Below are 21777 nucleotides of genomic sequence, written 5' to 3'. Positions count from 1 at the left end.
TCACCGTCTGAATAAAGCGATGGTTCCGGCCTGTCGCAGCGTTCCACTGCCCACCGCCAGGGTTCCGTCCCGCGCCCAGGCCACCGCATAGAGGGGGCGCACGAAGCCGGGGATGGTCTCTAAAAGCGGGCCCTGCACACTCCACAGGCGCAGGGTCTTGTCCCAGCCTACGCTGGCGAGCCGCCTGCCGTCGGGCGAGAACACCAGGGCCTGGGCGGCCTCGGTGTGGCCTTGCAGGGTTCGCAGGAGGGTGCCGCTCTGGGCGTCCCAGAGCTTGATGGTCTGGTCGTGGCTGGCGGTGGCCAGGGTGCGCCCATTGGGGCTCAGGGCCAGGCCGTAGATGCCCCTGGCATGGGCCATGAGGCGGCGCCCTAACTGTACCCCCTCGGGGCGCAGGGCCCACCAGGCCAGGCTCTCGTCGCTGCTGCTGCTGTAGAGGGTGCGCCCATCCGGGCTCCAGGCCAGGCCGGTCAGGTGCGACTCGTGGGCGCGGAACTCGAGCACCTTCTTTCCCGCTTGCCAGTCCCAAACGCGTAGCAATCGGTCGCGGCCCCCGCTGGCCAGGGCCCGCCCGTTGGGGGCAAACGCCAGAGCCCCCACCCCGCCGCCGTGGGCCTCCAGGGTTTGCAAGAGCCGCCCGCTTTCCACCTGGTAGAGGCGGGTCTGGCCGTCGCGGCTCCCCGCCGCCAGGTACCGCCCGTCCGGCGTGAAGGCCAGCGCGGTAATCTCGAGCTCGGCCCCGCGGAGCCTTCGCACGGGCTGGCCCCTGCGATTCCAGAGCCAGACTTCGCCCTCCCAGCCGCCACTGGCCAGCAGGCTTCCATCGGGGCTGTAGGCCAGCACCGCCACCGAGGCGGCGGGGGGTTCCTGGGTCTGGAGCAGCGCCCCTTGCAGGTTCCATAGCCTGGCCCGCCCATCGTCGTGCCCGCTCAGGAGCTGGTTCCCGGAGACCGCCAGGCTCAACACCGAGGCAGTCTGAAGCCTTCGCAAGGGCTTCTCGTCTTTCCAGAAGATAATCTGCCCGTCCTGGCCGCCGCTGATGAGCTGCCCGCTGCCACTCCAGACCAGGGCGCTAACCGCTTGGCGATGGGCGCTAAACTGCCCCACAAAGCTGCCCCTGGCATCCCAGAGCTGAATCCGCCCATCACGCTCTCCGGTAGCCAGGCGGCCATCCGGCCCCCAGGCCAGGGCCCGTACCGAGAGCCGCCCCAGGAGGGGAAGGTGGCTGCCATTGCGGGGGTTCCACAAGAGCGCCCCGTCCAGCCCACCTCCCGCCAGTAGCGTGCCATCCGGCGAGAACCCTACCCCATAAATCCAGTTACGCCCCAGGCTCAGTTGCTGCGCCTGTCCTTGCCGTGTCCAGAGCCACAGTTCCCCGTCGGCGCTGCCGCTCAGAATGCGCCCGCCGTCCGGGCTAAAGCGGGCCGACCAGACCTGATCGCGGTGTCCTTGCAGCACCCCCAGGCTGGCTCCGGTAGCGGGGTTCCAGAGCCGCAGGGTGGTGTCGGCGGAGGCGCTCAGCAGGGTTCCGTCCGGGGCTACATCCAGCGAGTGCACCGTGTCGGCGTGCCCGCTCAGGGTGCGCACCAGGCGCCCATCGGGCCGGTAAAGCTGAATATAGGCGTCGGCCCCTACCGCCAGAAGCCCGCCAGGGCCCATAGCCACTGCGCCCACCGGGGCCCGGTGCCCGGCCAGAAGCTGCACAGGCTGCTGGGCCAGCGCACAGGTCAGGCCCACCACCATCCAACCAAGCCACTTCCACACCCCTATAGCTTATTCACCTGCCTGCCAGGACAGGGTGGACAGAGGAGGGATGCCTCGAGTCCTCCGAAGGGCGGAGGGTTGGTCGGGAATTTCATAAAGCAGCGAAGCGAACGCCAGTCCATCGGGGGTAACCGCCCCTTGCACTTGTCAACCCGTAAAAGGTATTTTGGTTGACGTGCCCCCACTGCTGGCCCACCTCACCGACGAGTTCCAGAGCGGCGAAAGCCTGGCGGGGCGGCTCTCCATCAGCCGTGCGGCGGTGTGGAAGCAAATCGCCGCACTCCGGCAAGCTGGATACCCGCTCGAGACCCAGCGAGGCCAGGGGTATCGGCTGGCCCCCGGCACCCCCACCCCAGCCGCCCTGGAAGCCCTGCGAAAGGGGAGCTTTGGGGCCTTTTACGCCTACCTGGGAACGGTCAGCAGTACCCAGGATGTGCTCAAAAACTGGGCCCTGGATGGAGCCGAGGAAGGCTCGGTGGTGCTGGCCGAACGCCAGGAGAAGGGCCGAGGGCGACGGGGGCGTTCCTGGGCCAGCGAACCCGGCCACAGCCTGACCTTCTCGGTGCTGCTGCGGCCTCGGCTGCCCCTTTCCGGCCTGCCGCTTTTGCCCCTGGCGGCGGGGCTGGCCCTGTGCGAGGCGTGCGGGGTGGGCGGGCTCAAATGGCCCAACGACCTCTTAGCCCCCGATGGGCGCAAGCTAGCGGGGGTGCTGATGGAGGCCCAGGTGAGTGGGGAAGAGGTGGCCTATGTGCTTTTAGGCATTGGCCTCAATGTACACCGTGCGGCTGGGCTGCCCCCTGAGGCTGCCGCCCTCGAGGAGTTTGGGGAAGCCTCGAGGGTAGGGGTGCTGGCCCGCGTGCTGGCGCGGCTGGAGTCCCGCTACCTCGAGCTACACCACGACCCCCAGGGGGTTTTGCGCGACTACCGGGCCAGAAGCTGCACCCTGGGGCAGCCGGTCAGGGTATCTACCCTGGAGGGTGAGATCCGGGGTCGGGCTACCGACATCGCCCCGGATGGCTCGCTCCTGGTGGAGCGCTCGGGCCAGACACACCGCATTGGTGCCGGCGATGTGCAGTTGCTGGGGGTTTTGTAAAGGAGCTTTGCTATGAATCCAACCCAAAGTTTGCCGTATCTACCGCTTTCCAAGTCCTTTTTCCCGGCCCGCAGCCTCACCCGCGACGTGCTGCTGGTGCTGGGGGGTAGCCTTTTCCTGGGCCTTTTGTCGCAGGCGGTCATCCCTTTGCAGCCCGTGCCCATCACCCTGCAAACCCTGGGGGTGCTGCTGGTAGGCGCTGCGCTGGGCAGCCGACTGGGCGCACTTGCAGTGGTGGCCTACCTGGTGGAAGGGCTGGTGCTGCCGGTTTTTGCTGGAGGGGCCACCTGGTTCCACCCACGTATCGCCTTCACGGCGGGCTATCTGCTGGCCTTCCCGCTGGCGGCCTACCTGGTGGGCTACCTGGTTGAGCGCTACGGCACCGACCGCAGCCCCCTCAAAACCTTCCTGGCCATGCTGCTGGCAAGCCTGCTGATCTACGCCGTGGGGGTCACCTGGCTGGGCTTTGCCCTTTCGGGCGCCGGGCGCTACAGCGGGGTTTGGGGGGTACTGCAAGCCGGTATGCTGCCTTTCCTGCTGGGCGACCTCATCAAGGCGGCCATAGCAGCGGCGCTGCTCCCTACGGTCTGGCGTCTGATTCGCCGCTAGCTTGGGAGCCTTGGGCCTCCTTCCCATTGGGAAGGGGGTTTTCATTTTGGCCCCGGGCCGCCCAGCGAATCACCCAGGGCATCAGGAGGCCGTAAGCCACTCCCGCCAGCAACCCCAGCGGCAGGTTGACCAGCAGTGATAGCCAGAAGCCTTTTTGCTGGATTTGTGAGACGATGCCAAAAATCCAGACGATGGCCGCTACCATCGCCACTTCCTGCCAGTGAACCCTCATGGCTGGGCCTCCAGTAGATCCGCCAGGTATACTAGCGCCATCTTGTAAGACATGGGGCCAAAGCCCGAAACCAGTCCTCTGGCTCCTGCTGCCGTCACCGAGCGGCTGCGGTATTCCTCACGGGCATGGATGTTGGAAAGGTGCACCTCGACTACCGGCAGGCTTTGTCCCCGAATGGCGTCCAGCAGAGCGATGGAGTAGTGGGTAAGGGCGCCGGGGTTGAGTACAATGCCCCGGAAGCCCTCATCCCTGGCCTGCTGTATCCATTCCACAAGCTGTCCTTCAAAATTCGACTGCCGACAGACCACCCCCAGGCCCAGCTCCACCCCCCAGCCCTCGCAGAGCTCTTCCAGCTCGTCCAGGGTGGTTTTGCCGTATATTTCGGGCTCGCGCTTGCCCAGCAGGTTCAGGTTGGGGCCGTTCAAAACCAGGATCATTTGCCTCTATGCTAAGGGGGCAGCGTTGCGATGGGCAATTGCAGAAGCAAACACCTGGCCTGAACCCGCTTCGAGTCATGTCGCATGTCGCAGGTCAGCCTGGGCTTTTGACCATCTGGCGCTAGCTTGGGGAGCGCACTCAGACAAAGGGGTTCAGGGTCGGGCCGTTATACTGGCGCTATGCGCGAACGGATTCTGGGCCGTATCCACCGCGCCCTCGAGCACCGTCCCAAAACCGCCCTGCCCGAGCCCCTCTCGGCGACTGTTGCACCATCGGAGGCTCTAACCCTCTTTACCGAGCGCCTGAGCGGGAATGGGGGCGAGGTGGTACGGCTGGAGGGCCTGGGGGCTGCCCAGGAGTGGCTTGGCCACTTTGCCCAGACCTTTGCCGGGGTATCGGTGGGCCAGACCGTACCCGAATCGCTTCGCCCCGGGTTGCCCCTTCTGCCCCCCGAGGAGGCCCCGCTGGGCATCTCCTGGGCGTTGGGGGCGGTGGCCGAGACCGGGACGGTGCTTCTCTGCAGCCAGGAGGGCCGTCGCAACCAGCTTTTGCCGCCCACGCATCTGGTGTTTGTTTCCGAAGCCCACATTTACCCCACCCTTCTTACGGCCCTGAACGCCCTGAAACCCTCGCTGCCCTCGGCCATCGGGCTGCACTCCGGCCCCAGCAAGTCTGCCGACATCGGGCAGATTATGGTCAAAGGGGTGCACGGGCCGGGGCGACTGGTGGTGGCCGTGCTATCGGGTAGCTGAAAGCCGAAGGCCCCAAGCTTGGTGAAGCCGTTAGGCATTCTCCACGAGCCACGCGCTACAAGCCACTTGCCAATGCACAAGCCCCTCGACCTGCATTGAGCTTGCAACCCGTTACCTTCTCAATCCCAATCTGATTTACACAATCTTGAGCCATACCGGACTACACTCGAGCAATGACCAAGGCCCGAACCCTCGGCGAACTCAAGCGCACTTACCCCCTGGAGAAGCTCCGCCGCAGCGTCAAGGACGAGGCGCGGGAAAACCTGATTGGAAAGCTCAGGGCCGGGGAAAAACTCTTTCCGGGTATCCAGAGCTACGACGACTCGGTCATTCCCAGCCTGGTCAATGCCATCCTGGCCCGGCACAATTTCATTCTGCTGGGCCTGCGTGGTCAGGCCAAGAGCCGCATTCTGCGTCAGCTTACCGAGCTGCTGGACGATGAAGTTCCGGCCCTGCCCACCGAGATCCGCGACAACCCCCTGTTCCCGCTCTCGGCAGAGGCCAAGCGCCTCCTGGAAGAAGCCGGCGACGAAGCGCCCATCGTCTGGATTCCCCGCTCCGAGCGCTACGTGGAAAAGCTGGCCACCCCCGACACCACCGTGGCCGATATCCTGGGCGATATCGACCCCATCAAGGCCGCCAAGCGGGGCACTGGTCTGGGTGACCTCGAGGCCGTTCACTACGGCCTTTTGCCCAGGGCCAACCGGGGCATCTTCGGCATCAACGAGGTGGCCGACCTGGCCCCCAAGGTGCAGGTGGCCCTCTTCAACATCCTGCAAGAAGGCGACGTGCAGATTCGCGGCTACCCGGTGCGGCTGGAACTGGATGTCTGGATTGCCTTCACCGCCAACCCCCAGGACTACACCGCGCGGGGCAAGATCGTCACCCCCCTCAAAGACCGCATCGGTTCGGAGATTCGTACCCACTACCCGCGCACCCTCGAGGAAGGTCTCTCCATCACCCAGCAGGAAGCCTGGATTGCTCGGGAGGAGGGGATGTACGTACCGGCCTACGTGGCCGAGGCCTCGGAGGCGGTGGCCTTTGTGGCCCGCGAGGATAAGCGCGTAGACAAGACCTCGGGGGTCTCGCAGCGCCTCTCGATTAGCTTGCTGGAACTGGTGGCCTCCAACGCCGAGCGCCGCGCCCTGCGATACGGCGAGCGCCCGGTGGCCCGGCCCCTCGACCTGTATGCGGCCCTGCCGGCCATCACCGGCAAGATTGAGCTGGAATACGAAGGCGAACTCCAGGGGGCCGAGCGGGTAGCCCGCGACCTGTTGCTCAAGGCCTTTGGTCTGGCCTATGGCGAACGGGCCCGGGGCCTGCCGGTGGACGAAATCGTGCAGTACTTTGCCGACGGCAACCTCCTTACCCTGCCCGAGGGCAGCGCCAAAGCGGTGTTGAAGGAAATGGAAAAAGTGCCGGGCCTGCTGGCTGCCGCAAAAAAATTGGAACCCCAGACCACCCCCGAAGCCCTGGTGGCCGCCGGGGAGTTTATCCTCGAGGGCCTGGCGGGCCGCCGCAAGATTGCCAGGGGTGAGGAGAGCTACAGCGCCCCTATCGAACGGGAGCGCGAGCGGTGGGGGAGCGGGAATTGATGTACATAGCACATAGCCAATAGCTAATGGCAGAACCAAAAAGCTATCCGCTATTAGCCATCAGCGAGGAAATATGCGTGTCCGATACTCCAGGTACGAGCCCGGCTTCGACGACCTCAGCGGCGCCGACCTGATGGATATGATTCAGGATTTTCTGATGGACTCGGGCTTTTCCGACCCATACAACCGCTACCAGCCCGACCCCAACCGAAGCCCCACCGCCGAAGACCTCTACGATGCTCTCCTGCAAGCCCTGCTGGAGCAAGACCGCATCCCCGAGGAATGGTTGCGCGAGGCCCGCTTCGCCAACCGCAAGGAGGAAACCCGGCTCTACCAGGAGATTCAAAAGCTCATACAGCGCCTGCAGGACGAGGGCTTCATCCGCCTGCCGGGCGCCGACCCCTCCGAGACAGGACAGGGTTTCCAGAGCGAAGCGCAGGAGACGCGGCTCGAGCTCACCAACAAATCAGTAGACTTCCTGGGCCTCAAAAGCCTGCGCACCTTGCTGGGTTCGCTGGGCAAGAATGCCCCCGGCGCCCACGTCACCCGGCACTACGCCTCGGGGGTGGAGTCGAGCGGCGAGACCAAGCCCTACGAGTTTGGCGACCAGCCCAACATCAATATCGGCGAAACCCTCAAAAAGGTGGTGATGAAGGGGCTGGAAAACATCGAAGAGCACGACCTGACCATCGAGCTGGCCGAGTACACCGCCGCCATGAACACGGTGGTGCTGCTAGACTGCTCCCACTCCATGATTCTGTATGGTGAAGACCGCTTTACCCCCGCCAAGCGCGTGGCCCTGGGCCTGGCTCACCTGATTCGCACCCAGTACCCTGGCGACCAGGTACGTTTTGGGGTCTTCCACGACAGCGCCGAGGAAGTGCCGCTGGGCAAGTTGCCCACCGTGCAGGTCGGGCCCTACCACACCAACACTGCCGAGGGTCTCAAGCTGGCCCGCAAGATGCTCAAAAAGATGAGCGGCGAGATGAAGCAGATCATCATGATTACCGACGGCAAGCCCTCCGCGCTCACCCTGCCCTCGGGCCAAATTTACAAGAACGCCTGGGGCCTCGACCCGGTCATCCTGGCCGAGACCCTTAAAGAGGCCACCCTGGCCCGCAAGGAAGGTATTCCCATCCACACCTTCATGCTGGCGCGGGAGCCCGAGTTGCTGGCTTTTGTCAAGAAGATCACGCAAATTACCAAGGGCAAGGCCTACATGACCACACCGGGGAACATCGGACGATACGTGCTGATGGACTTTTTGAACCGTAAGGTGAGCCGGAACTAAGTACAGCGTCGTAGAGATGTCCGTACACCTCCGGGTTTCCAGGAGGGATTGACATAGAGCCCCCTCCCTACCACGTAGGGAGGGTGGGGGAGGGTATTGGGTGAGGCCCTGAACCGACCTGCTGTGTGAAGGCGCTGCTCAGCAACCCCACCTAACCTCCCCTATACGGTAGGGGAGGAACGAAAAGGTTTCTGCTACGGCTTTTGCAAGAGCGTACTGCATAGTTCGTGCCGCAATGAACACTTTGTACGGGTATTTATACGACTGTGCACTAAGTACCTCCCGCCCATGTTTTGGATAATGGCATGATCGAAAATCATTCGGGTATTGCGCCCGGAGCATGATTTTCTAGCGTGGCCTGGATTCATCTCTAAACCTTATACAGGCGCAACTTAGTGCTCTGGTAATAAAGTAATCGGGATGCTTCCAATGAACCTAACCCCAGCTCTAGACTTCTTTTTGCCATTCCGTGGCGCACGCAGTGCAACGAGGAACCTGATGCTGCATGGGTACAGTGGATACCCTGGACTGGGTCGCATCAGATTCTCCACTTCGCTTTGCTGCGTTCGGAATGGCCAGTAAAGTTACCTGACCCTAAGAATCCTTTGTCCTAAACAGAATATTGGCCGTCTGAAAACTCGAAACCCAAGCACCCCTGGGCCGGGCCGGGCCCGCGCTTGGGTGCGTAACCTGCGTCCGGGCCTAGACGCATTCTCGTTTTCGTGAGCGGCCAAGTCTGGTATTCGAACAAGCACCATACAGGTCAGCCGTATCAACGACCTGCATACTCCTCGCAGAGCCTTTGGCTTTGCGCTTTCGGCCCTGGGTGTCGCCGCGTGTGGGGATTCATCAAAGCTGAGTGTTCAGGTGAAGCTGTTACACAGCATCGCCGGCTTTTTTAATGTCGTACATTCGTTGGTCGGCCAGCGATAGCAAGGCATCGGGGGTGTCTGCTTCTGTAGGGAACGTAGCCTGCCCAATATCAACTGACAGGCACATGTTTTCAATGCAAACTTTTGTGATGCCTTGGTAAAGGCGATGCGACAGACGCTGTGCTCCTTGCGCGTCGGTCTGGGGCAGCAGCACGGCAAATTCATCCCCACCCCAGCGGAAGGCTATGTCTTCTGCTCGCAGCTCACGGGTGAGGACATTTGCGACCTCTCGGAGCGCTAAGTCACCCAGGGCATGACCCAGCTGATCGTTGATGGGTTTGAAGTTCTTGAGATCCAAAATAAGTAAAGTAAGGGGGTGGCCAGATCGGGTAGCCCGTGAGATCTCCTCCTGTAGCCGTAGATTGAATGCGCGGCGATTGTATAGCCCGGTCAGGCTATCCGTCAAAGACGCTTTTTCAAGTTCAGAGCGGTAGCTGAGCTCGTGGATCAGGGTGGCAAGGGGTGCCGCGAAAAGCTGCACAGCAGCCAAAGAGTCTTCGGCAAATGCGGCAGGGTCTTTGGTGCTACCCAGGTTCAGGTATGCTAACACTTGACCTTGATGACCTACCGGCAGGCAAAGGCTGGCCTTGAGCCCGTGGAGCTGGGCGGCATGCGTCGTTAATATTCGTGGAAGTCCCTTTAGGGCTTGTGATCTAGAGCCACCATACCAGGCAAGGAGTTCAGTTTCGCTTTGCGCGGGGCACTCCGTGGATACGCCTAAAGCCGCCTGGCAGGAGTAAGCTTCACCGACCCGCACCCAAAGGCTTCCTACCTCACCTCCGGGCACCAACTCCACAGCAGCTTCCAGAATGTGCTGATATACCTTCTCTGAGGGGTACGACCAGGCTTCCGTTAGCAGTTGGTTGATGCGTTGCTGCTGCTCATCCAGCAATACCCGCTCCAGCGCGCTGCTCAAAAGCCGCTCCACCCCTAGCAGAATTTCTCTTCTTTTGCGGCTCCAAGGAATATGTTTCCGATGACCTAGTACCAGCACCGCTCTGCTCTGAAAAGCGTCACGGCTGTGGATGGGGTAGGCTGCAAAGGTTTGAATACCTACCTGCTTTAGTACAGGCAAGCCTTCGGGAAGCGCCGGGTAGCTTTCGATGAACAACGGTGTGCCGGTTTCCAAAGCCCGCCAGGTTATGCCCTGGTCGCGCTCGAGCCGTTGAGCCAGGGGTGCCAGGATGGGCTCGAGGCTCTCTGGTAACTGAGAGGACAGGGCCTGTAGGACTCCTTGACGGTAGAGCATGACCGCTCCTGCTTCCATCTCCAGAGCGGGCAGCAGATGGCGCAAGGTCACCTCGGCAATCTTCCTTTTGTCATTTTCGTTTGCCAGGGCACCTGCAAGCTCGAGTAGCAGGCGGCGTAGCTCGAGGTCGTACAGGCGCTCGAGCTGATAGGCAACGATGCGGGCTAGCCGATGGAACAACTCGGCCTCCTCCTTGCGCCAGGCCTCGCCTCGGGTGAATTGCAGCACTGCTATAACCTCTTGGCGAACCCGTAGAGCAACAGCAAGCTCAGCGGGCTTACTGGTCTTGGTGGTACGATGCCCAATAGTTGCTTTGGTAGTGGAACCCTCCGAGTAGACTAAACCATCCTCATTTAGAGCTCGTAGTACCAGAGGTGGCCCGCTTGAAGCATCCTCATGCCCAACTGCATTTTCTAGCGGATGCACCAGGTTAGCCCCAACAGGTACCCAGACGCGAAGCGTAGTTCCTCGTAAAAGCGACGAGAGCATGGTGGGCAAATCTTGCAAGAGCTGCTTTTGCGTGAAGTAGCGCGGTATGAGTTCTAGTCCCTGTAATAAGACATCCTGAATCAGGACAAGCTGCTTGGCTCGGCGATGGGCCTGACGCAGGCTATCCCCTACCAGAAAAGCAAGATACGCCGATAAAAATAGGATCAAGATCATCGCGTAAAAATCTGGGTATACCGAAGGAAAAAAGGAAAGAGCCAGCACCGACCCCAAAGCCGCCGCCAGTCCGACCCACAGGCCTCGTACGCTGGCCAGGGTAGCGGTCAAAAACATCAACCAGGGCAGGGCGTAGATACCTGCCATACCCAGGGCATGTACCACCACAACCCCCACCAGGGACAGGATCAGGGTGAAGTAGTACACAGAGGCCATATAAAATCTCAGAGCCCAGTAAAACCAACTTTAGCAGAAAGACGTTGTCCTGCTTCCCAATTTCAACCCGGGTGTTGTTTGGGCGTACCCCCACATAACTGCTTCCTGAATCTCTGCTACACTTCCCGCTATGAAATCGGCCCAAACCTGGGGAATCGCAGCCTTCCTGGCGCTCCTCATTGATCGTATATCGCAAGCTGTGCGGCTTCGGCCCTGGCCTGTCTTCAATCCGGCGCAAATTCGGCGCTACGAGGGTGCCACGCGGGAGTTACGCCTCGACATGCCTTATTACCCTGCGCAAACCGCCAGGGGCTATGTGCTGATTCCCAGAGATGGTTACTTTCAGCAGACCGAGGAGGTTCTGGAGCAGCTTTAGGTGTAGCTGTGCGACAGGACAAAAGCCCTGTTTTTGCGTGTCATGCGACGTAACCTTAAGTTGAGCGATTGAGGTTTTGCCAATACCCCAGCTACTGTATGAACTAATAGCAGCATGTTTGAGAGGGTGTGCTGGCTGAGTTCATATGAATTTACGCTTCCCGTCTCTACTCCTCCTGGTGGGTCTGAGTGCTTGCCAGCTTGGTTCGCCGTTGCCGGCCAATTCGGGCTACTGGTCGGATGCGCGTTTCTGGGCCAGCCTCAACCTGCAAAAGCCCCAAGCTGGCGACTCGGTGGTCATTCCGGCGGGTAGCAGGGTCATCCTGGATGAAGACCCGCCCCCCTTGACGGGCATTACGGTGCTGGGGGAGTTGGAGTTTGCGCGAAAGAACCTCAACCTCAGTACCGGCTACCTGATGGTGCACGGCCCCGGTAAGCTCAGCATTGGCTCGGAGGCCCAGCCCTTCACCCATCGAGCGGTCATCACCCTCACCGGATCCAACCCAGAAGAAAACATCATGGACATGGGAACCAAGTTTCTGGGGGCCATGATGGGGGGCAAGCTGGAAATTATCGGGGAGAACCGGGTGGCCTGGACCAAACTGGCCGCCACGGCGCCTGCGGGAAGTACCCAGATTGTCCTCAGCAGTCCGGTGGACTGGCGGGTGGGGGAGAAAATCGTCATCGCCTCCACCGCGCTTGACCCCCACCAGGCCGAAACCCGTATCATCCGGGCTATCAGCGGCAACACCCTCACGCTGGATCGGCCGCTAGACTACGGGCACTTTGGCCAGTTGCAGACCTTTGAGGGTCGGGTTCTGGATCAGCGGGCCGAGGTGGGGTTGCTCTCGCGGAACATCGTGATACAGGGCGACGACCACCATGCGGGGGGCTTTGGCGGGCACGTGATGGTGATGGGCTCGAGTCCCCTGCACCGCGAAACCAACCCGGCCATGCGCAGCAGTGGCAAGGTGCGAGGGGTGGAGTTTCGGCGGCTGGGTCAGTTCAACCGGCTGGCCCGCTATCCCTTCCACTGGCATCTGAACGGGGATTCAAACGGCGACTACCTGGAAAACTGTAGCTTCCACAGCAACTTCCAACGCGGCATTGTGGTGCATGGCACCGACAATGTGCGGGTCAAGAACAATGTTTTGTACGACACCCTGGGCCACAGCATCATGACCGAGGACGGTTCGGAACAGGGCAACCGCTTTGAGGGCAACCTAGCCGTGTTGACCCGGGCCTTCCCGTACTTGCCTAGCAACCCTATCCAGGTTGGGCAGAACGATGATCAGGCGGCCACCTTCTGGGTCAAGGGCCCCAGCAACCGTTTTGTGGGGAATGTGGCCGCCGGGGGCGAGTTTACCGCCTTCTGGTTCGACAATGTGGGCTCGGTGGATGCCAGCCGCTTCGAGTTTCGCGACAACGTGATTCACTCCTACCTGCTGGGCAAGGCCATCGGCGCTCCGGGCAACGTGGGCGACCTGGGGGCGTTGTGGATTACAGGCAACCGGGCCGCACCTACCACCCACGGGCCGTTTTTGCTCGAGCGCACCACCATCTACAAAACTCGCTCGGCGCTGTGGGCCAACCCAGTAGGTGACCCAGCCGGCGAGGTGATCATGGAGGTGCGCGACTCGATTCTGGCAGATAATAGCGTGAGCATCGGCAGTCACGGTATCCGCGATTCGCTCATTGTGGGCAGGAGTGCCAACCTCGACACAGAAGGGGAGATTGGCCGGTTGGGGGTGCAGGAGTATGGCGGTACCACCACCTTACAGAGTGTAACCTTCGTGAATTTTGAGCCGGGCACCAGCGCCATCCAGACCCGTACCTGCCTTCGCGAAGGGCCGAACATGATCACCCAGAACATTCGTCTGGTGAACGCCCAGTTTAGCCTCTGCAACGGCAGCAGCGATCTGGCGGTGCAAGACCTCGATGGCTCCCTGAGTGGAAGTGGGGTACCCAGTGTGGTGGTACCGGCATCGGTGGGCTCGAGGGCCATGTACACCGAGGCTTGTGCACTCTGGGTGGCGGCAAATGCCAGGGTTTGCCCCGGACAGATGGAATACCTCAACCTAATTCCCGAGACCAACACCTTTTTCCGCAGCTACGCGCCGGGTGCGCCCACTCTGACCCGTGACGATGGGGTACAACAGAGCGGTAGCGACGTGACCAATGCGCCGTTCTACTGGACGCTAATTCATGGGCGAACCTATACCCTGGACACTGACCTGAGCCTCTGGCAGTACTTCCGCTTACGTCTTTATCCCAAATACAAAAACCACGATGGAACCCCCCGGGCAGCGCGGGTGGTACTGCCTACCAGCACATCTTCCTTCACGGTGTATCGCTGTGCGCTGGAATCCTCGCAGCCCGGCACCAACTGCGCCGGCAAAACCGCGCTCACTTCGCTCACGAGCCTGGCCGAGCTGGACGCCGCTACCCAGCCTGCTTACTTCTACGATTCGGCTGCTCAGCGTATCTACCTGAAACTGTTTAGCAACACCAATACCTCGCTGCTGGTACAGCGCTAGGCATCTGTCGCAACGTGTACTGAATCCTACCTACTCCAGGTTCCATCCGCTACCCTGAACCCATGCACTGGGTGTGGGCGGTAAGGCGGGCATGGCGGGTGCGGCTCTTGCTGGCTGCAGGGCTGGCGCTTTTGCTGCTGCCTCTGGCCTGGTTGGTACATCCAGCCTGGGTTTTGCTTTCGCTGGTAGGGTTGCTGTACCCCACCCGCTGGGAAGAGCCCAAAGCCCTGGCCGACCTCGACCGACGCTATGGTCTGGCCTACCGCAGTGCCCTCGAGGCGCCCCTCAACCACCCCTGGCGGAGCCAACTGCAAAGCGAATCGGAGGCCAGCTTGCGCGAGGCCCGACCCCCGGCTTGGCCCTGGGTTTTGGTGGCCCTCTACCTGACCCTGCTGGGCGTGGTGTGGGTCTTGCCCCCATTGCAACTACCTTTTGTATCGCCGGTAGTGGCTCCTGCTCCTTCCAGCCCAACTACCCCCGCTTCACCCGAGACAGGTAGCCCGACCAGCCCGGCACAACCCAATCCCAGCCCACAAACCAGGCAACCCCTGTTGCCGGAAGGTTCGCCGCAAAGCCAGCAGCAAGGCCCGGATGCAGCCAGTCCTTCGGAAAGGCCCGAAAGCCCGCGTAGCCAGGAAGCGCAGGATCGTGCGGGCGAGGCCTCGAGCCAGGGAGACTCCCAGGAGGCTGCCAACCAGGATGCGGCCCGCCCTGGCCAACCCGCTGAGAGCCCTCAAAGCCGTGAGCAGCCTGCATCCAGCCAAAATGGTCAGGGCTCCACGGGCCAGCCCCAACCCGACCAGACCGGTCAGCCAGGTCAAAATCCACCGGCAGCCCAACCTGAACAAGCGCAGCCATCCCAACCTGGACAAACGCAGCCCCAACAACCAGGGCAAGCACAGCCCCAGCAATCGGGGCAAGCACAGCCGTCTCAAACAGGCCGTTCGCCCTCCGAGCAAACCCCGCAGGGGCAACCCGCGCCTGGTTCAGAGGGCAGAGAGCCCAGCCCGTCCGGGCAGCCCTCCCCGCAACCCGGACAAGCACAGCCATCCCAACCAGGGCAAGCGCAGCCATCCCAACCCGGACAGGGCCAGGCTTCCCGAGAGAACCAGGGGCAGAATGCCGAGGGCCAGGGTCGGCCAGGGGGCACTGAGCCGGGCGGCACCGGGGCCCAGGGTCAGCAGGCCCGACCACCCAAGAGCCCTCCAGCCAGCCCGCAGCGTCCGGCGGGAGAAGCGCCACTCAGCCGGGGTGAAAACCGGCAGGGAAGACCCCAGCCCCTGCCCAGCCCCTGGCAGGCGGGCCAGCCCCCGCAAAATGTGCAGCGTCAGGCCGAAAAGTACCTCGAGTCCGAACCCTTGCCCCCCGAGGTACGCGACATTGTGCGTCGCTATTTCGAGCTACCCCAGCGATAAAAACCCACTCCGCCAGGAGTGGGCTTTGGTGTATTGAAAAACGCTAGAACTTGAGAACGCCCTGTCCACCGCCCCAGGTGATGGTCATGGTGCAGCCCGCCAGATCAGGGCTGCTGGTGGTGTTAACAGTACCGTTCAAGGTAGCCGTGTTCTGGCCGCCGTTTTGCAGAATATCCAGAAGGGTGTTCAGGTTGGAAAAGCTGATGGTACCGTTGCTGAAATTGCTGGGAGTGTAGTTGCTGCCTGACTGGGTAAGGGTAAATTGCACGTTGTTGGCATTCGCAGAAGCCTGCCGTTGACCCGTAGGCGGATTGTCGGACACGGCCAGGCTTATGCTCATCGAAACGCTGATACTGGAAGGCAAGGTAGACGGACAACCGCTGCCGCTCAGCGAAACATTCGAAATTGCCAGGTTGTAGTTGAAACCGGTGGGTGTAACAGGAAAGTTGAGGGTAGTGTCGTTGAAAGTTGCATTAACGTTCAACGTACCGGTAGCTGCACTGCTTGGGCCCAAGCTAATCTGGCTTTGTTGTCCTGCCAATCCAAAGGGGTTATCAATGGGGGGGCTGCTGATCATTCCACAACCCGCAACAACCAGAGCCATAACACTACCGAGTAAGGCCAAACGTTTCATAGATTCCTCCTGCTCGCTATTTGAAGCAAATCAAATTGTATACCCAAGATTTGGAGGAAGGTAGTTATATTTGACCTAAAAAGGGTTCGCTGGCGTTACATCAGACCGTTTTGAAGCTCTCGAAGGGCTCTTTGCAGTTGTTGCAGACGTGGATGGCCTTGCACAGGGTGGGGCCAAAGGTGTTCTTGACCGAGGTGTTGAGGGAGCCGCAGCGCGGGCAGCGGGTGGGGGCGGCCTCGAGCTGAATCAACACCCCTTCCTGCCCCGCTCTGGGTTTGGGAGGCGCAATCCCGTACTGGCGCAGGCGCTCTTTGGCCTCGGGGGTGATCCAGTCGGTGCTCCAGGGGGGCGAGAGCACGGTTTTTACCTCGACCTCTGCAAAGCCCAGCGAGCGGGCGGTGGCTTCCAGTTGCTCCCGGATCAGGTGCAGGGCCGGGCAGCCCGAGAAGGTGGGGGTCATGGAGATAATGGCCCTGGGGCCCTCTATCTGCACGTCCCGCACAATGCCCATCTCGACGACGTTGATGACCGGAATCTCGGGGTCGGGAATCCGGGCCAAGGCCTCCCAGACTTGCTCGGTGTTGGGTAGGGTGGTCATATCACCAGATCACCAGACTTTGGCCTCGGCGTCCCAGCGGGCGGTGGACTGCATCTCGGCCAGGATGCTCCACAGGTGCTCGGTGTGGTAGGCGCGGGAGGTGGGCTGGTAGCCGGGGTTGATGGGCAGTTTGAGGCCGGCGTTTTGCAGGTGACGGGTGGCGAGCTCGAGCCAGCGCTCTCTTAAGGGCGAGAGGTCGGGCACGATGCCCTCGGCCACCAGGAGCTCTTCGCCGGGGATGGGCACAAATAGCTGCTGGGCGTAGCCCCACTGCATATCCAGGGCCTGCTGCAAGCGCCGGTTGGATTCCTCGGTGCCCAGGCCCAGCCGCTCCACCCAGGCGCTGGTGTGCTGGAGGTGGAAGCGTTCCTCGCGCACGATCTTCTGCACCGCCTCGGCCAGGGGTTTGTAGGTGCTGTGCTGGGCGGCCTCGAGCCACAAGGACTCGTAAAGGTCGAACAAAAACTGCCGCAGCATGGTGAAGGCCCAGTCCCCCTTGGGCAACTCCACCAGCTCACAGTTGCGATACTCGTAAGCATCGCGGAAGAAAGCCAGCTGGTCGGGGTCGGAGCCATCCAGCGCTTGACGCAAGCCATACCAGAGGGTGGCGTGACCCAGCTCGTCCTGCACAATGTTGGCCAGGGCAATGTCCTCTTCCAGAATGGGGCCGTGGCCCGTCCATTCGCTGTTGCGTTGGGCCAGGATGACCTCGTCGTCGGCCAGCGCGGTCAGCTTAGCAACTAGCGCATTCTTCACCTGAGCGTTCATCTTCTACCCCCCGCCCCCCTTTGTGCTTGCTTACATGGGAGCCGACTGTGGCGTAATACTGCTGCTGCTTGTAGGTTTTGTCTTTGGCCGGGGCAAACCAGCTCTCGATGGTTTCTGGACTGGGGTCGCTTTTGACGATTTTAGCCGCGGGCACCAGCCACCAGGCCAGGGCCTCGGCGTCGGTAAAGGTTGCCTGGGCCTTTTGCAGGGCTTCTTCGGGGCTGGCCGCCTCCACCTCGCCCACGTAGTCCACAAAGGTCATGGAGCGCTTATGGCTGGTTTTGCGGAATGCGGCAAAGGCTTGTGGCTTGTGGCCTGTGGCTTGTGGCTCGTGGTTTGCCTCGAGCAGCTCTTCTTTGGTAACGGAAAAAACATCCTCGGCTCGTACCACCCACATGCTCACCGCCTGGGGCCGGCGGGCGAAAACGTTGCGGGCCGTAAGCAGGGCGTGCTGGGGGTCAGCGGCGTGAACTGAGCCGACCGCCTGGTGGGGCTTATTTGGGGTGTCTTGCTTGAAGACTTCCCAGCGGGGCCACTCTGTGTCCATATTGCTCCTCCAGAGCGCCTGTAGCAGATAGCTTCTTGCTACTGGCTAGACTGCGACAGCGGTTTTGTGCTGCTTGGCGGCGTAGGCCTCGAGCGCCTCGCGCACCCAGGCCCCTTCGGCGTGGGCGCGGCGGCGGGCTTCCAGGCGCTCTTTGTTCATGGGGCCGTTGCCTCCCACCACCTGCCAGAACTCATCCCAGTTGATGGGGCCGTGCAGCCAGTTGCCGCTTTTTTCGTCGTAGCGCAGCTCGGGGTCAGGAATGGTCAGGCCCGCTTCCAGAATTTCGGGGGCGTGCTCGTTGATGAACTCCTGGCGCACGGTGTCGTTGGATTTGGTCTTGATGCCCCAGCGGGTCAGGATTTCGGTGTTGGGGCTGTCTTTGTCGTGGGGGCCCATCATCATCAGGGCGGGCCACCACCAGCGATTGATGGCATCCTGGGCCATCTGGCGCTGCTTGGGGGTGCCCTTGGCATAGAGCAGCACCATCTCCTTGCCCTGCTTGTGGTGGAAGGTTTCTTCGGCGCAGATGCGCACCATGGCCCGGCTGTAGGGGCCATAGGAGCAGGCCGCCAGCATGGTCTGGTTCTTGATAGCCGCCCCGTCCACCAGCCAGCCGATGGTGCCGATATCGGCCCAGGTCAGGGTGGGGTAGTTGAAGATGGAGGAGTACTTGGCCTTACCCGCGAGCAAGGCTTCCAGCATGGCCTCTCGGCTGACGCCCAGGGTCTCGGCGGCATGGTAGAGGTACTGGCCGTGTCCGGCTTCGTCCTGCACCTTGGCCACCAGGATCATCTTGCGCTTGAGGGTGGGCGCGCGGGTAATCCAGGCCCCCTCGGGGAGCATCCCCACCACCTCGGAGTGGGCATGCTGGGAAATCATGCGAATAAGCTGGCGGCGGTACTCCTCGGGCATCCAGTCACCGGGCTCAATTTTCTCGCCCCGGTGGATGCGAGCCTCGAACTCGGCCAGGCGCTCGTTGTAATCAGGGTCGCTGGGTACTCCGTACTTAACTGGCATCTCTCCTCCCAAGAACCAAACTAACGCTCGTTAGTTTTTGCTAGTTTAGCTCGAGGCAATCAAAATTTCAAAGTGGCTAGGACAGGCGCTATACTCAGGCCATGGTGAAGCACCGTTTCACCGTCGAGGACTATCACAAAGCCTATGCCGCCGGGGCTTTGGGGCAGGGCCGGGTGGAGCTGATTAATGGAGAGGTTTACATTATGTCCCCCATGGGCCACAAGCACCGCCGCTACATTGGTGCTCTGAACTACGAGATCGTCACCAAGCTGAAGGGTAAGGCCTACATGTTCTGCCAGGTTCCAATCCAACTCGACAACAGGTCGGAGCCTGAGCCGGACTTCGTACTCACCGTGCCGCCTGCATCGCGCTACGACGACCGTCCACCCGGCCCCGCCGACATCCTGCTGGTCATCGAACTGAGCGACTCGACGCTGATCTTCGACCGCACCGTGAAGCTTCCCCTGTACATTCGAGCGGGCATTCCCGAGATCTGGATTGTGAACCTGCTGGAAGAAAAGCTCGAGGTCTACCGCGCCCCGGACTACCAGCCCGTTTACTTCGAGAAAGGCACGGCGGTGGCGCCGCTGGCCTTTGGGGAGGATAGGCTCGAGTGGTGGGTGTGAACTCGAGCCCGTGGGTGGCACACATCATCCGAAACAGCTAAGTACCTCCCGCCTATGTTTTGGATAATGGCATGATCGAAAATCATTCAGATATTGCGCCCGGAGCATGATTTTCTAGCGTGGCCTGGATTCATCTCTAAACCTTATGCGGGCGCAACTTAACTCCAGTGTTTTGCTGCTTCACTTCTATGCCGTAGGGGGAGCTGGGTGGGGGGGTGCTAACCGGCTTCTTCACCCAGCATGCTGGATTCACCCTGGTTTTTGCGAAATGATCGGGTTTGGAGAGTCTGCATGGATTACCAGATAGGCCAGATGGTGCGCGTGGAGTTCTGGAAATACCCTGCCGATACCCTGCACTACTGGTGGGAGGCCCAGGTGTGCGAACAGCGAGAAGATGCCGTCCTGGTTCACATGCCCTGTGGCTTTACCTTTCACCACGAGAGCAAAAACCGGGTGCTGCGGGTGGATCACCAGGCCTATGTGGCCTTTTTTGTGGGGCGCTGGTACTCGGGGGGGCCCGACCTGGACGCCGAGGGAAAGGTGCTGGAATACTACTGGAATATCCAGACCCCCCCACGTTTCGAGCAGGGCCGCATCTGGCAGTACGACCTGGAAATAGACGTCAAGTGCCGGGCCGACCACCACTGCCAGACCTTCGACCTCGAGGAGTTCGCCGCCAAGGCACCGCACTATCCCGCCGAATGGGTAGAGCAGGCTACCGGCGCGGTGGAGCAGGTGCAGCGCCACATGCGAAGGCGGCAGTGGCCGGTGTTGCCGCCGGGGCCGGGGAGATCCTGGCTCGAGCGGGTGTAGCAAGCCTGTAGCTCTTGACCCTTGCCCCTCGACCCTGGACAATCTACTGGTATGCGAGGCCTGTCCAAGCGCGTCAAAACCATGAAGCCCTCCTCCACGGTGGCGGTGAATGCCAAAGCCCTCGAGCTGCGTCGTCAGGGGGTAGACCTGATCGCCATGACTGCCGGCGAGCCCGATTTCGATACCCCGCAGTTCGTCAAGGACGCTGCGGCCAGGGCCATGGCTGCGGGTAAAACCAAATACGCCCCGCCTGCGGGCATCCCCGAGCTGCGCGAAGCCATCAGTGCCAAGTTCAAGCGCGAAAACGGCCTCGAGATTCCCCCCGACCAGACCGTGGTAACGGTAGGCGGCAAGCAGGCCCTCTTCAACCTCTTTCAGGCCATCCTCGACCCGGGCGACGAAGTGATTGTGATTGGGCCGTACTGGGTCAGCTATCCCGAAATGGCCCGTTTTGCCGAAGGGGTGCCGGTGGAGGTCAACACCGGCCCCGAGTCGGGCTTCATCCCCGACCCCGCCGAGGTCGAACACAAGATTACCCCCCGCACCAAGGCCATTGTGCTCAACTCGCCCGGCAACCCCACCGGAGCGGTCTACCCCAAAGAGGTGCTGGTAGCCATTGCCGAACTGGCCAACAAACACGACCTTTATATTGTTTCCGACGAAATCTACGAGCACCTTATTTACGAAGGTGAACACTTCTCGCCCGCCCACGTGGCCCCCGACCGCACCATCACCATCAACGGTGCAGCCAAAGCCTACGCCATGACCGGCTGGCGCATCGGCTATGCCGGTGGCCCCAAAGACGTCATCAAGGGCATTATTGACGTTTCCAGCCAGTCCACCACCAGCCCCGACACCATCGCCCAGTGGGCCATGGTCGAGGCCCTGAACAACGTGGAGGAGGCGCAAAAATTCATCTCTATGGCCCGCGAGGCCTACCGTGCAAGGCGGAGCATCATTGTGGACGGTCTGAACGCCCTGGGCCTGCCCACGCCCAGGGTCAACGGCGCTTTTTACGTGCTCTCCGATGTGTCCAAAATTGACCCCGATGAGAACCAGGCCGCCCTCAAGCTGCTCAACGAAGCCCGGGTGGCGGTGGTGCCCGGCACCGACTTCGCGGCCCCCCACCACGTGCGCTTCAGCTACGCCACCAGCGAGGCCAACATCCGCAAGGCCCTGGAGCGTATCGCCTCGATTCTCTGAGCCTTGCCGCGCCTACCTCTGCTCACCTTTTCGTAACGCTAAAGTAACGCCCTCGCTGTTACGCTGGTCGAACGGTGTTTTCCGCCAGCACCGAATTGTTGCCCCGGGTGCTGAATGTGCGGAAGTGTCCGGGGGGAACGGAGGGGGTATGACCGAGGAGACCCTACAGGTGCTCATCGACAAACACACCCCTCGCTTGCTGGCCCTACCCAATGTGGTGGGGGTGGGGCGGGGGGAGGAGCAGGGCCGTGCGGTGGTGGTGGTGCTGGTCAGCCGTAAGCTGCCACTCGCTGCTTTGCAACCGCACGAGCGGGTGCCCAAGGACCTCGAGGGGGTACCGGTGCGGGTGCGGGAAGTGGGTTCGGTGCAGGCTCAGTAACGGGGTTTTCCGGTCGCAAGAACGTCGAGGC

General features: G+C 61.6%; 21 protein-coding genes. 12 read left to right on the top strand and 9 right to left on the bottom strand.

The window, feature by feature from the left end; translation table 11 throughout:
* Complete coding sequence (locus tag J3L12_RS05735; protein ID WP_347708850.1) at positions 1 to 1764, bottom strand: WD40 repeat domain-containing protein; 1764 nt, start codon at positions 1762 to 1764, stop codon at positions 1 to 3.
* Between the two features lie 175 nt (positions 1765 to 1939).
* On the opposite strand from J3L12_RS05735, the gene J3L12_RS05730 reads away from it, so the two are divergent.
* Positions 1940 to 2857, top strand: a complete 918-nt coding sequence (locus tag J3L12_RS05730) for a biotin--[acetyl-CoA-carboxylase] ligase (protein ID WP_208014104.1) — start codon at positions 1940 to 1942, stop codon at positions 2855 to 2857.
* A gap of 12 nt (positions 2858 to 2869) precedes the next feature.
* The gene (locus tag J3L12_RS05725; protein ID WP_208014085.1) at positions 2870 to 3466 is read left to right on the top strand and encodes a biotin transporter BioY; all 597 of its coding nucleotides are present in this window, start codon (positions 2870 to 2872) and stop codon (positions 3464 to 3466) included.
* Here the strand turns inward: J3L12_RS05725 and J3L12_RS05720 are convergent.
* Together J3L12_RS05720 and aroQ are read right to left on the bottom strand one after the other, a co-directional pair.
* On the bottom strand, positions 3438 to 3698 hold the full coding sequence (locus J3L12_RS05720; RefSeq protein WP_208014084.1) for a hypothetical protein: 261 nt from the start codon (positions 3696 to 3698) through the stop codon (positions 3438 to 3440). The two genes, J3L12_RS05725 and J3L12_RS05720, sit on opposite strands and share 29 nt — an antisense overlap.
* On the bottom strand, positions 3695 to 4135 hold the full coding sequence (gene aroQ, locus J3L12_RS05715) for a type II 3-dehydroquinate dehydratase (protein ID WP_208014083.1): 441 nt from the start codon (positions 4133 to 4135) through the stop codon (positions 3695 to 3697). The genes J3L12_RS05720 and aroQ overlap by 4 nt, the downstream gene beginning before the upstream one ends.
* 180 nt (positions 4136 to 4315) lie before the next feature.
* On the opposite strand from aroQ, the gene J3L12_RS05710 reads away from it, so the two are divergent.
* The 3 genes from J3L12_RS05710 (at position 4316) to J3L12_RS05700 (ending at position 7774) form a co-directional block, all read left to right on the top strand.
* Positions 4316 to 4888 carry an LUD domain-containing protein gene (locus J3L12_RS05710; RefSeq protein ID WP_208014082.1) on the top strand — a complete coding sequence of 191 codons (573 nt, stop codon included), beginning with the start codon at positions 4316 to 4318 and terminating at the stop codon, positions 4886 to 4888.
* Positions 4889 to 5061: 173 nt separating this feature from the next.
* Positions 5062 to 6483 carry a sigma 54-interacting transcriptional regulator gene (locus J3L12_RS05705; RefSeq protein ID WP_208014081.1) on the top strand — a complete coding sequence of 474 codons (1422 nt, stop codon included), beginning with the start codon at positions 5062 to 5064 and terminating at the stop codon, positions 6481 to 6483.
* Between the two features lie 73 nt (positions 6484 to 6556).
* Positions 6557 to 7774 (top strand): VWA domain-containing protein, encoded by a 1218-nt coding sequence (locus tag J3L12_RS05700; protein ID WP_208014080.1) that lies wholly within the window; start codon positions 6557 to 6559, stop codon positions 7772 to 7774.
* A gap of 876 nt (positions 7775 to 8650) precedes the next feature.
* Here J3L12_RS05700 and J3L12_RS05695 read toward each other — a convergent pair.
* A complete protein-coding gene (locus tag J3L12_RS05695) occupies positions 8651 to 10795 on the bottom strand; it encodes a sensor domain-containing diguanylate cyclase (RefSeq protein ID WP_347708849.1) in 2145 nt (714 codons plus the stop codon).
* A 169-nt stretch (positions 10796 to 10964) separates the two neighbouring features.
* On the opposite strand from J3L12_RS05695, the gene J3L12_RS05690 reads away from it, so the two are divergent.
* The 3 genes from J3L12_RS05690 (at position 10965) to J3L12_RS05680 (ending at position 15161) form a co-directional block, all read left to right on the top strand.
* Positions 10965 to 11210, top strand: a complete 246-nt coding sequence (locus tag J3L12_RS05690) for a hypothetical protein (RefSeq protein ID WP_208014078.1) — start codon at positions 10965 to 10967, stop codon at positions 11208 to 11210.
* Positions 11211 to 11355: 145 nt separating this feature from the next.
* Positions 11356 to 13746, top strand: coding sequence for a G8 domain-containing protein (locus tag J3L12_RS05685; protein WP_208014077.1), 2391 nt, complete (start codon positions 11356 to 11358; stop codon positions 13744 to 13746).
* 62 nt (positions 13747 to 13808) lie between these two features.
* Positions 13809 to 15161 (top strand): hypothetical protein, encoded by a 1353-nt coding sequence (locus tag J3L12_RS05680; RefSeq protein ID WP_208014076.1) that lies wholly within the window; start codon positions 13809 to 13811, stop codon positions 15159 to 15161.
* A gap of 43 nt (positions 15162 to 15204) precedes the next feature.
* On the opposite strand, the gene J3L12_RS05675 is transcribed toward J3L12_RS05680, so the two are convergent.
* From J3L12_RS05675 to paaA, 5 genes are all read right to left on the bottom strand, one after another.
* Complete coding sequence (locus tag J3L12_RS05675; protein ID WP_208014075.1) at positions 15205 to 15795, bottom strand: hypothetical protein; 591 nt, start codon at positions 15793 to 15795, stop codon at positions 15205 to 15207.
* Positions 15796 to 15895: 100 nt separating this feature from the next.
* The gene (gene paaD / locus J3L12_RS05670; protein ID WP_208014074.1) at positions 15896 to 16393 is read right to left on the bottom strand and encodes a 1,2-phenylacetyl-CoA epoxidase subunit PaaD; all 498 of its coding nucleotides are present in this window, start codon (positions 16391 to 16393) and stop codon (positions 15896 to 15898) included.
* 9 nt (positions 16394 to 16402) lie between these two features.
* On the bottom strand, positions 16403 to 17161 hold the full coding sequence (paaC, locus tag J3L12_RS05665) for a 1,2-phenylacetyl-CoA epoxidase subunit PaaC (protein WP_208014073.1): 759 nt from the start codon (positions 17159 to 17161) through the stop codon (positions 16403 to 16405).
* Positions 17127 to 17708, bottom strand: a complete 582-nt coding sequence (locus tag J3L12_RS05660) for a phenylacetic acid degradation protein (protein ID WP_208014072.1) — start codon at positions 17706 to 17708, stop codon at positions 17127 to 17129. The genes paaC and J3L12_RS05660 overlap by 35 nt, the downstream gene beginning before the upstream one ends.
* A 45-nt stretch (positions 17709 to 17753) precedes the next feature.
* Positions 17754 to 18725, bottom strand: a complete 972-nt coding sequence (gene paaA / locus J3L12_RS05655; RefSeq protein WP_208014071.1) for a 1,2-phenylacetyl-CoA epoxidase subunit PaaA — start codon at positions 18723 to 18725, stop codon at positions 17754 to 17756.
* A 101-nt stretch (positions 18726 to 18826) separates the two neighbouring features.
* Here paaA and J3L12_RS05650 point away from each other — a divergent pair, with 101 nt between their 5' ends.
* The 4 genes from J3L12_RS05650 to J3L12_RS05635 all read left to right on the top strand — a co-directional run bounded on the left by J3L12_RS05650 (position 18827) and on the right by J3L12_RS05635 (position 21746).
* Positions 18827 to 19351, top strand: coding sequence for a Uma2 family endonuclease (locus tag J3L12_RS05650; protein ID WP_208014070.1), 525 nt, complete (start codon positions 18827 to 18829; stop codon positions 19349 to 19351).
* 291 nt (positions 19352 to 19642) lie between these two features.
* Positions 19643 to 20164, top strand: coding sequence for a DUF402 domain-containing protein (locus J3L12_RS05645; RefSeq protein WP_208014069.1), 522 nt, complete (start codon positions 19643 to 19645; stop codon positions 20162 to 20164).
* Between the two features lie 51 nt (positions 20165 to 20215).
* Positions 20216 to 21367, top strand: coding sequence for a pyridoxal phosphate-dependent aminotransferase (locus tag J3L12_RS05640; protein WP_208014068.1), 1152 nt, complete (start codon positions 20216 to 20218; stop codon positions 21365 to 21367).
* A 148-nt stretch (positions 21368 to 21515) separates the two neighbouring features.
* The gene (locus J3L12_RS05635) at positions 21516 to 21746 is read left to right on the top strand and encodes a hypothetical protein (protein WP_208014067.1); all 231 of its coding nucleotides are present in this window, start codon (positions 21516 to 21518) and stop codon (positions 21744 to 21746) included.
* Positions 21747 to 21777: the final 31 nt, after the last annotated feature.

Source organism: Meiothermus sp. CFH 77666 (assembly GCF_017497985.1).
Lineage (GTDB): Bacteria > Deinococcota > Deinococci > Deinococcales > Thermaceae > Meiothermus.
Note: the sequence above shows the minus strand (reverse complement) of the source record. Positions and strands in the feature narration are given on the sequence as shown.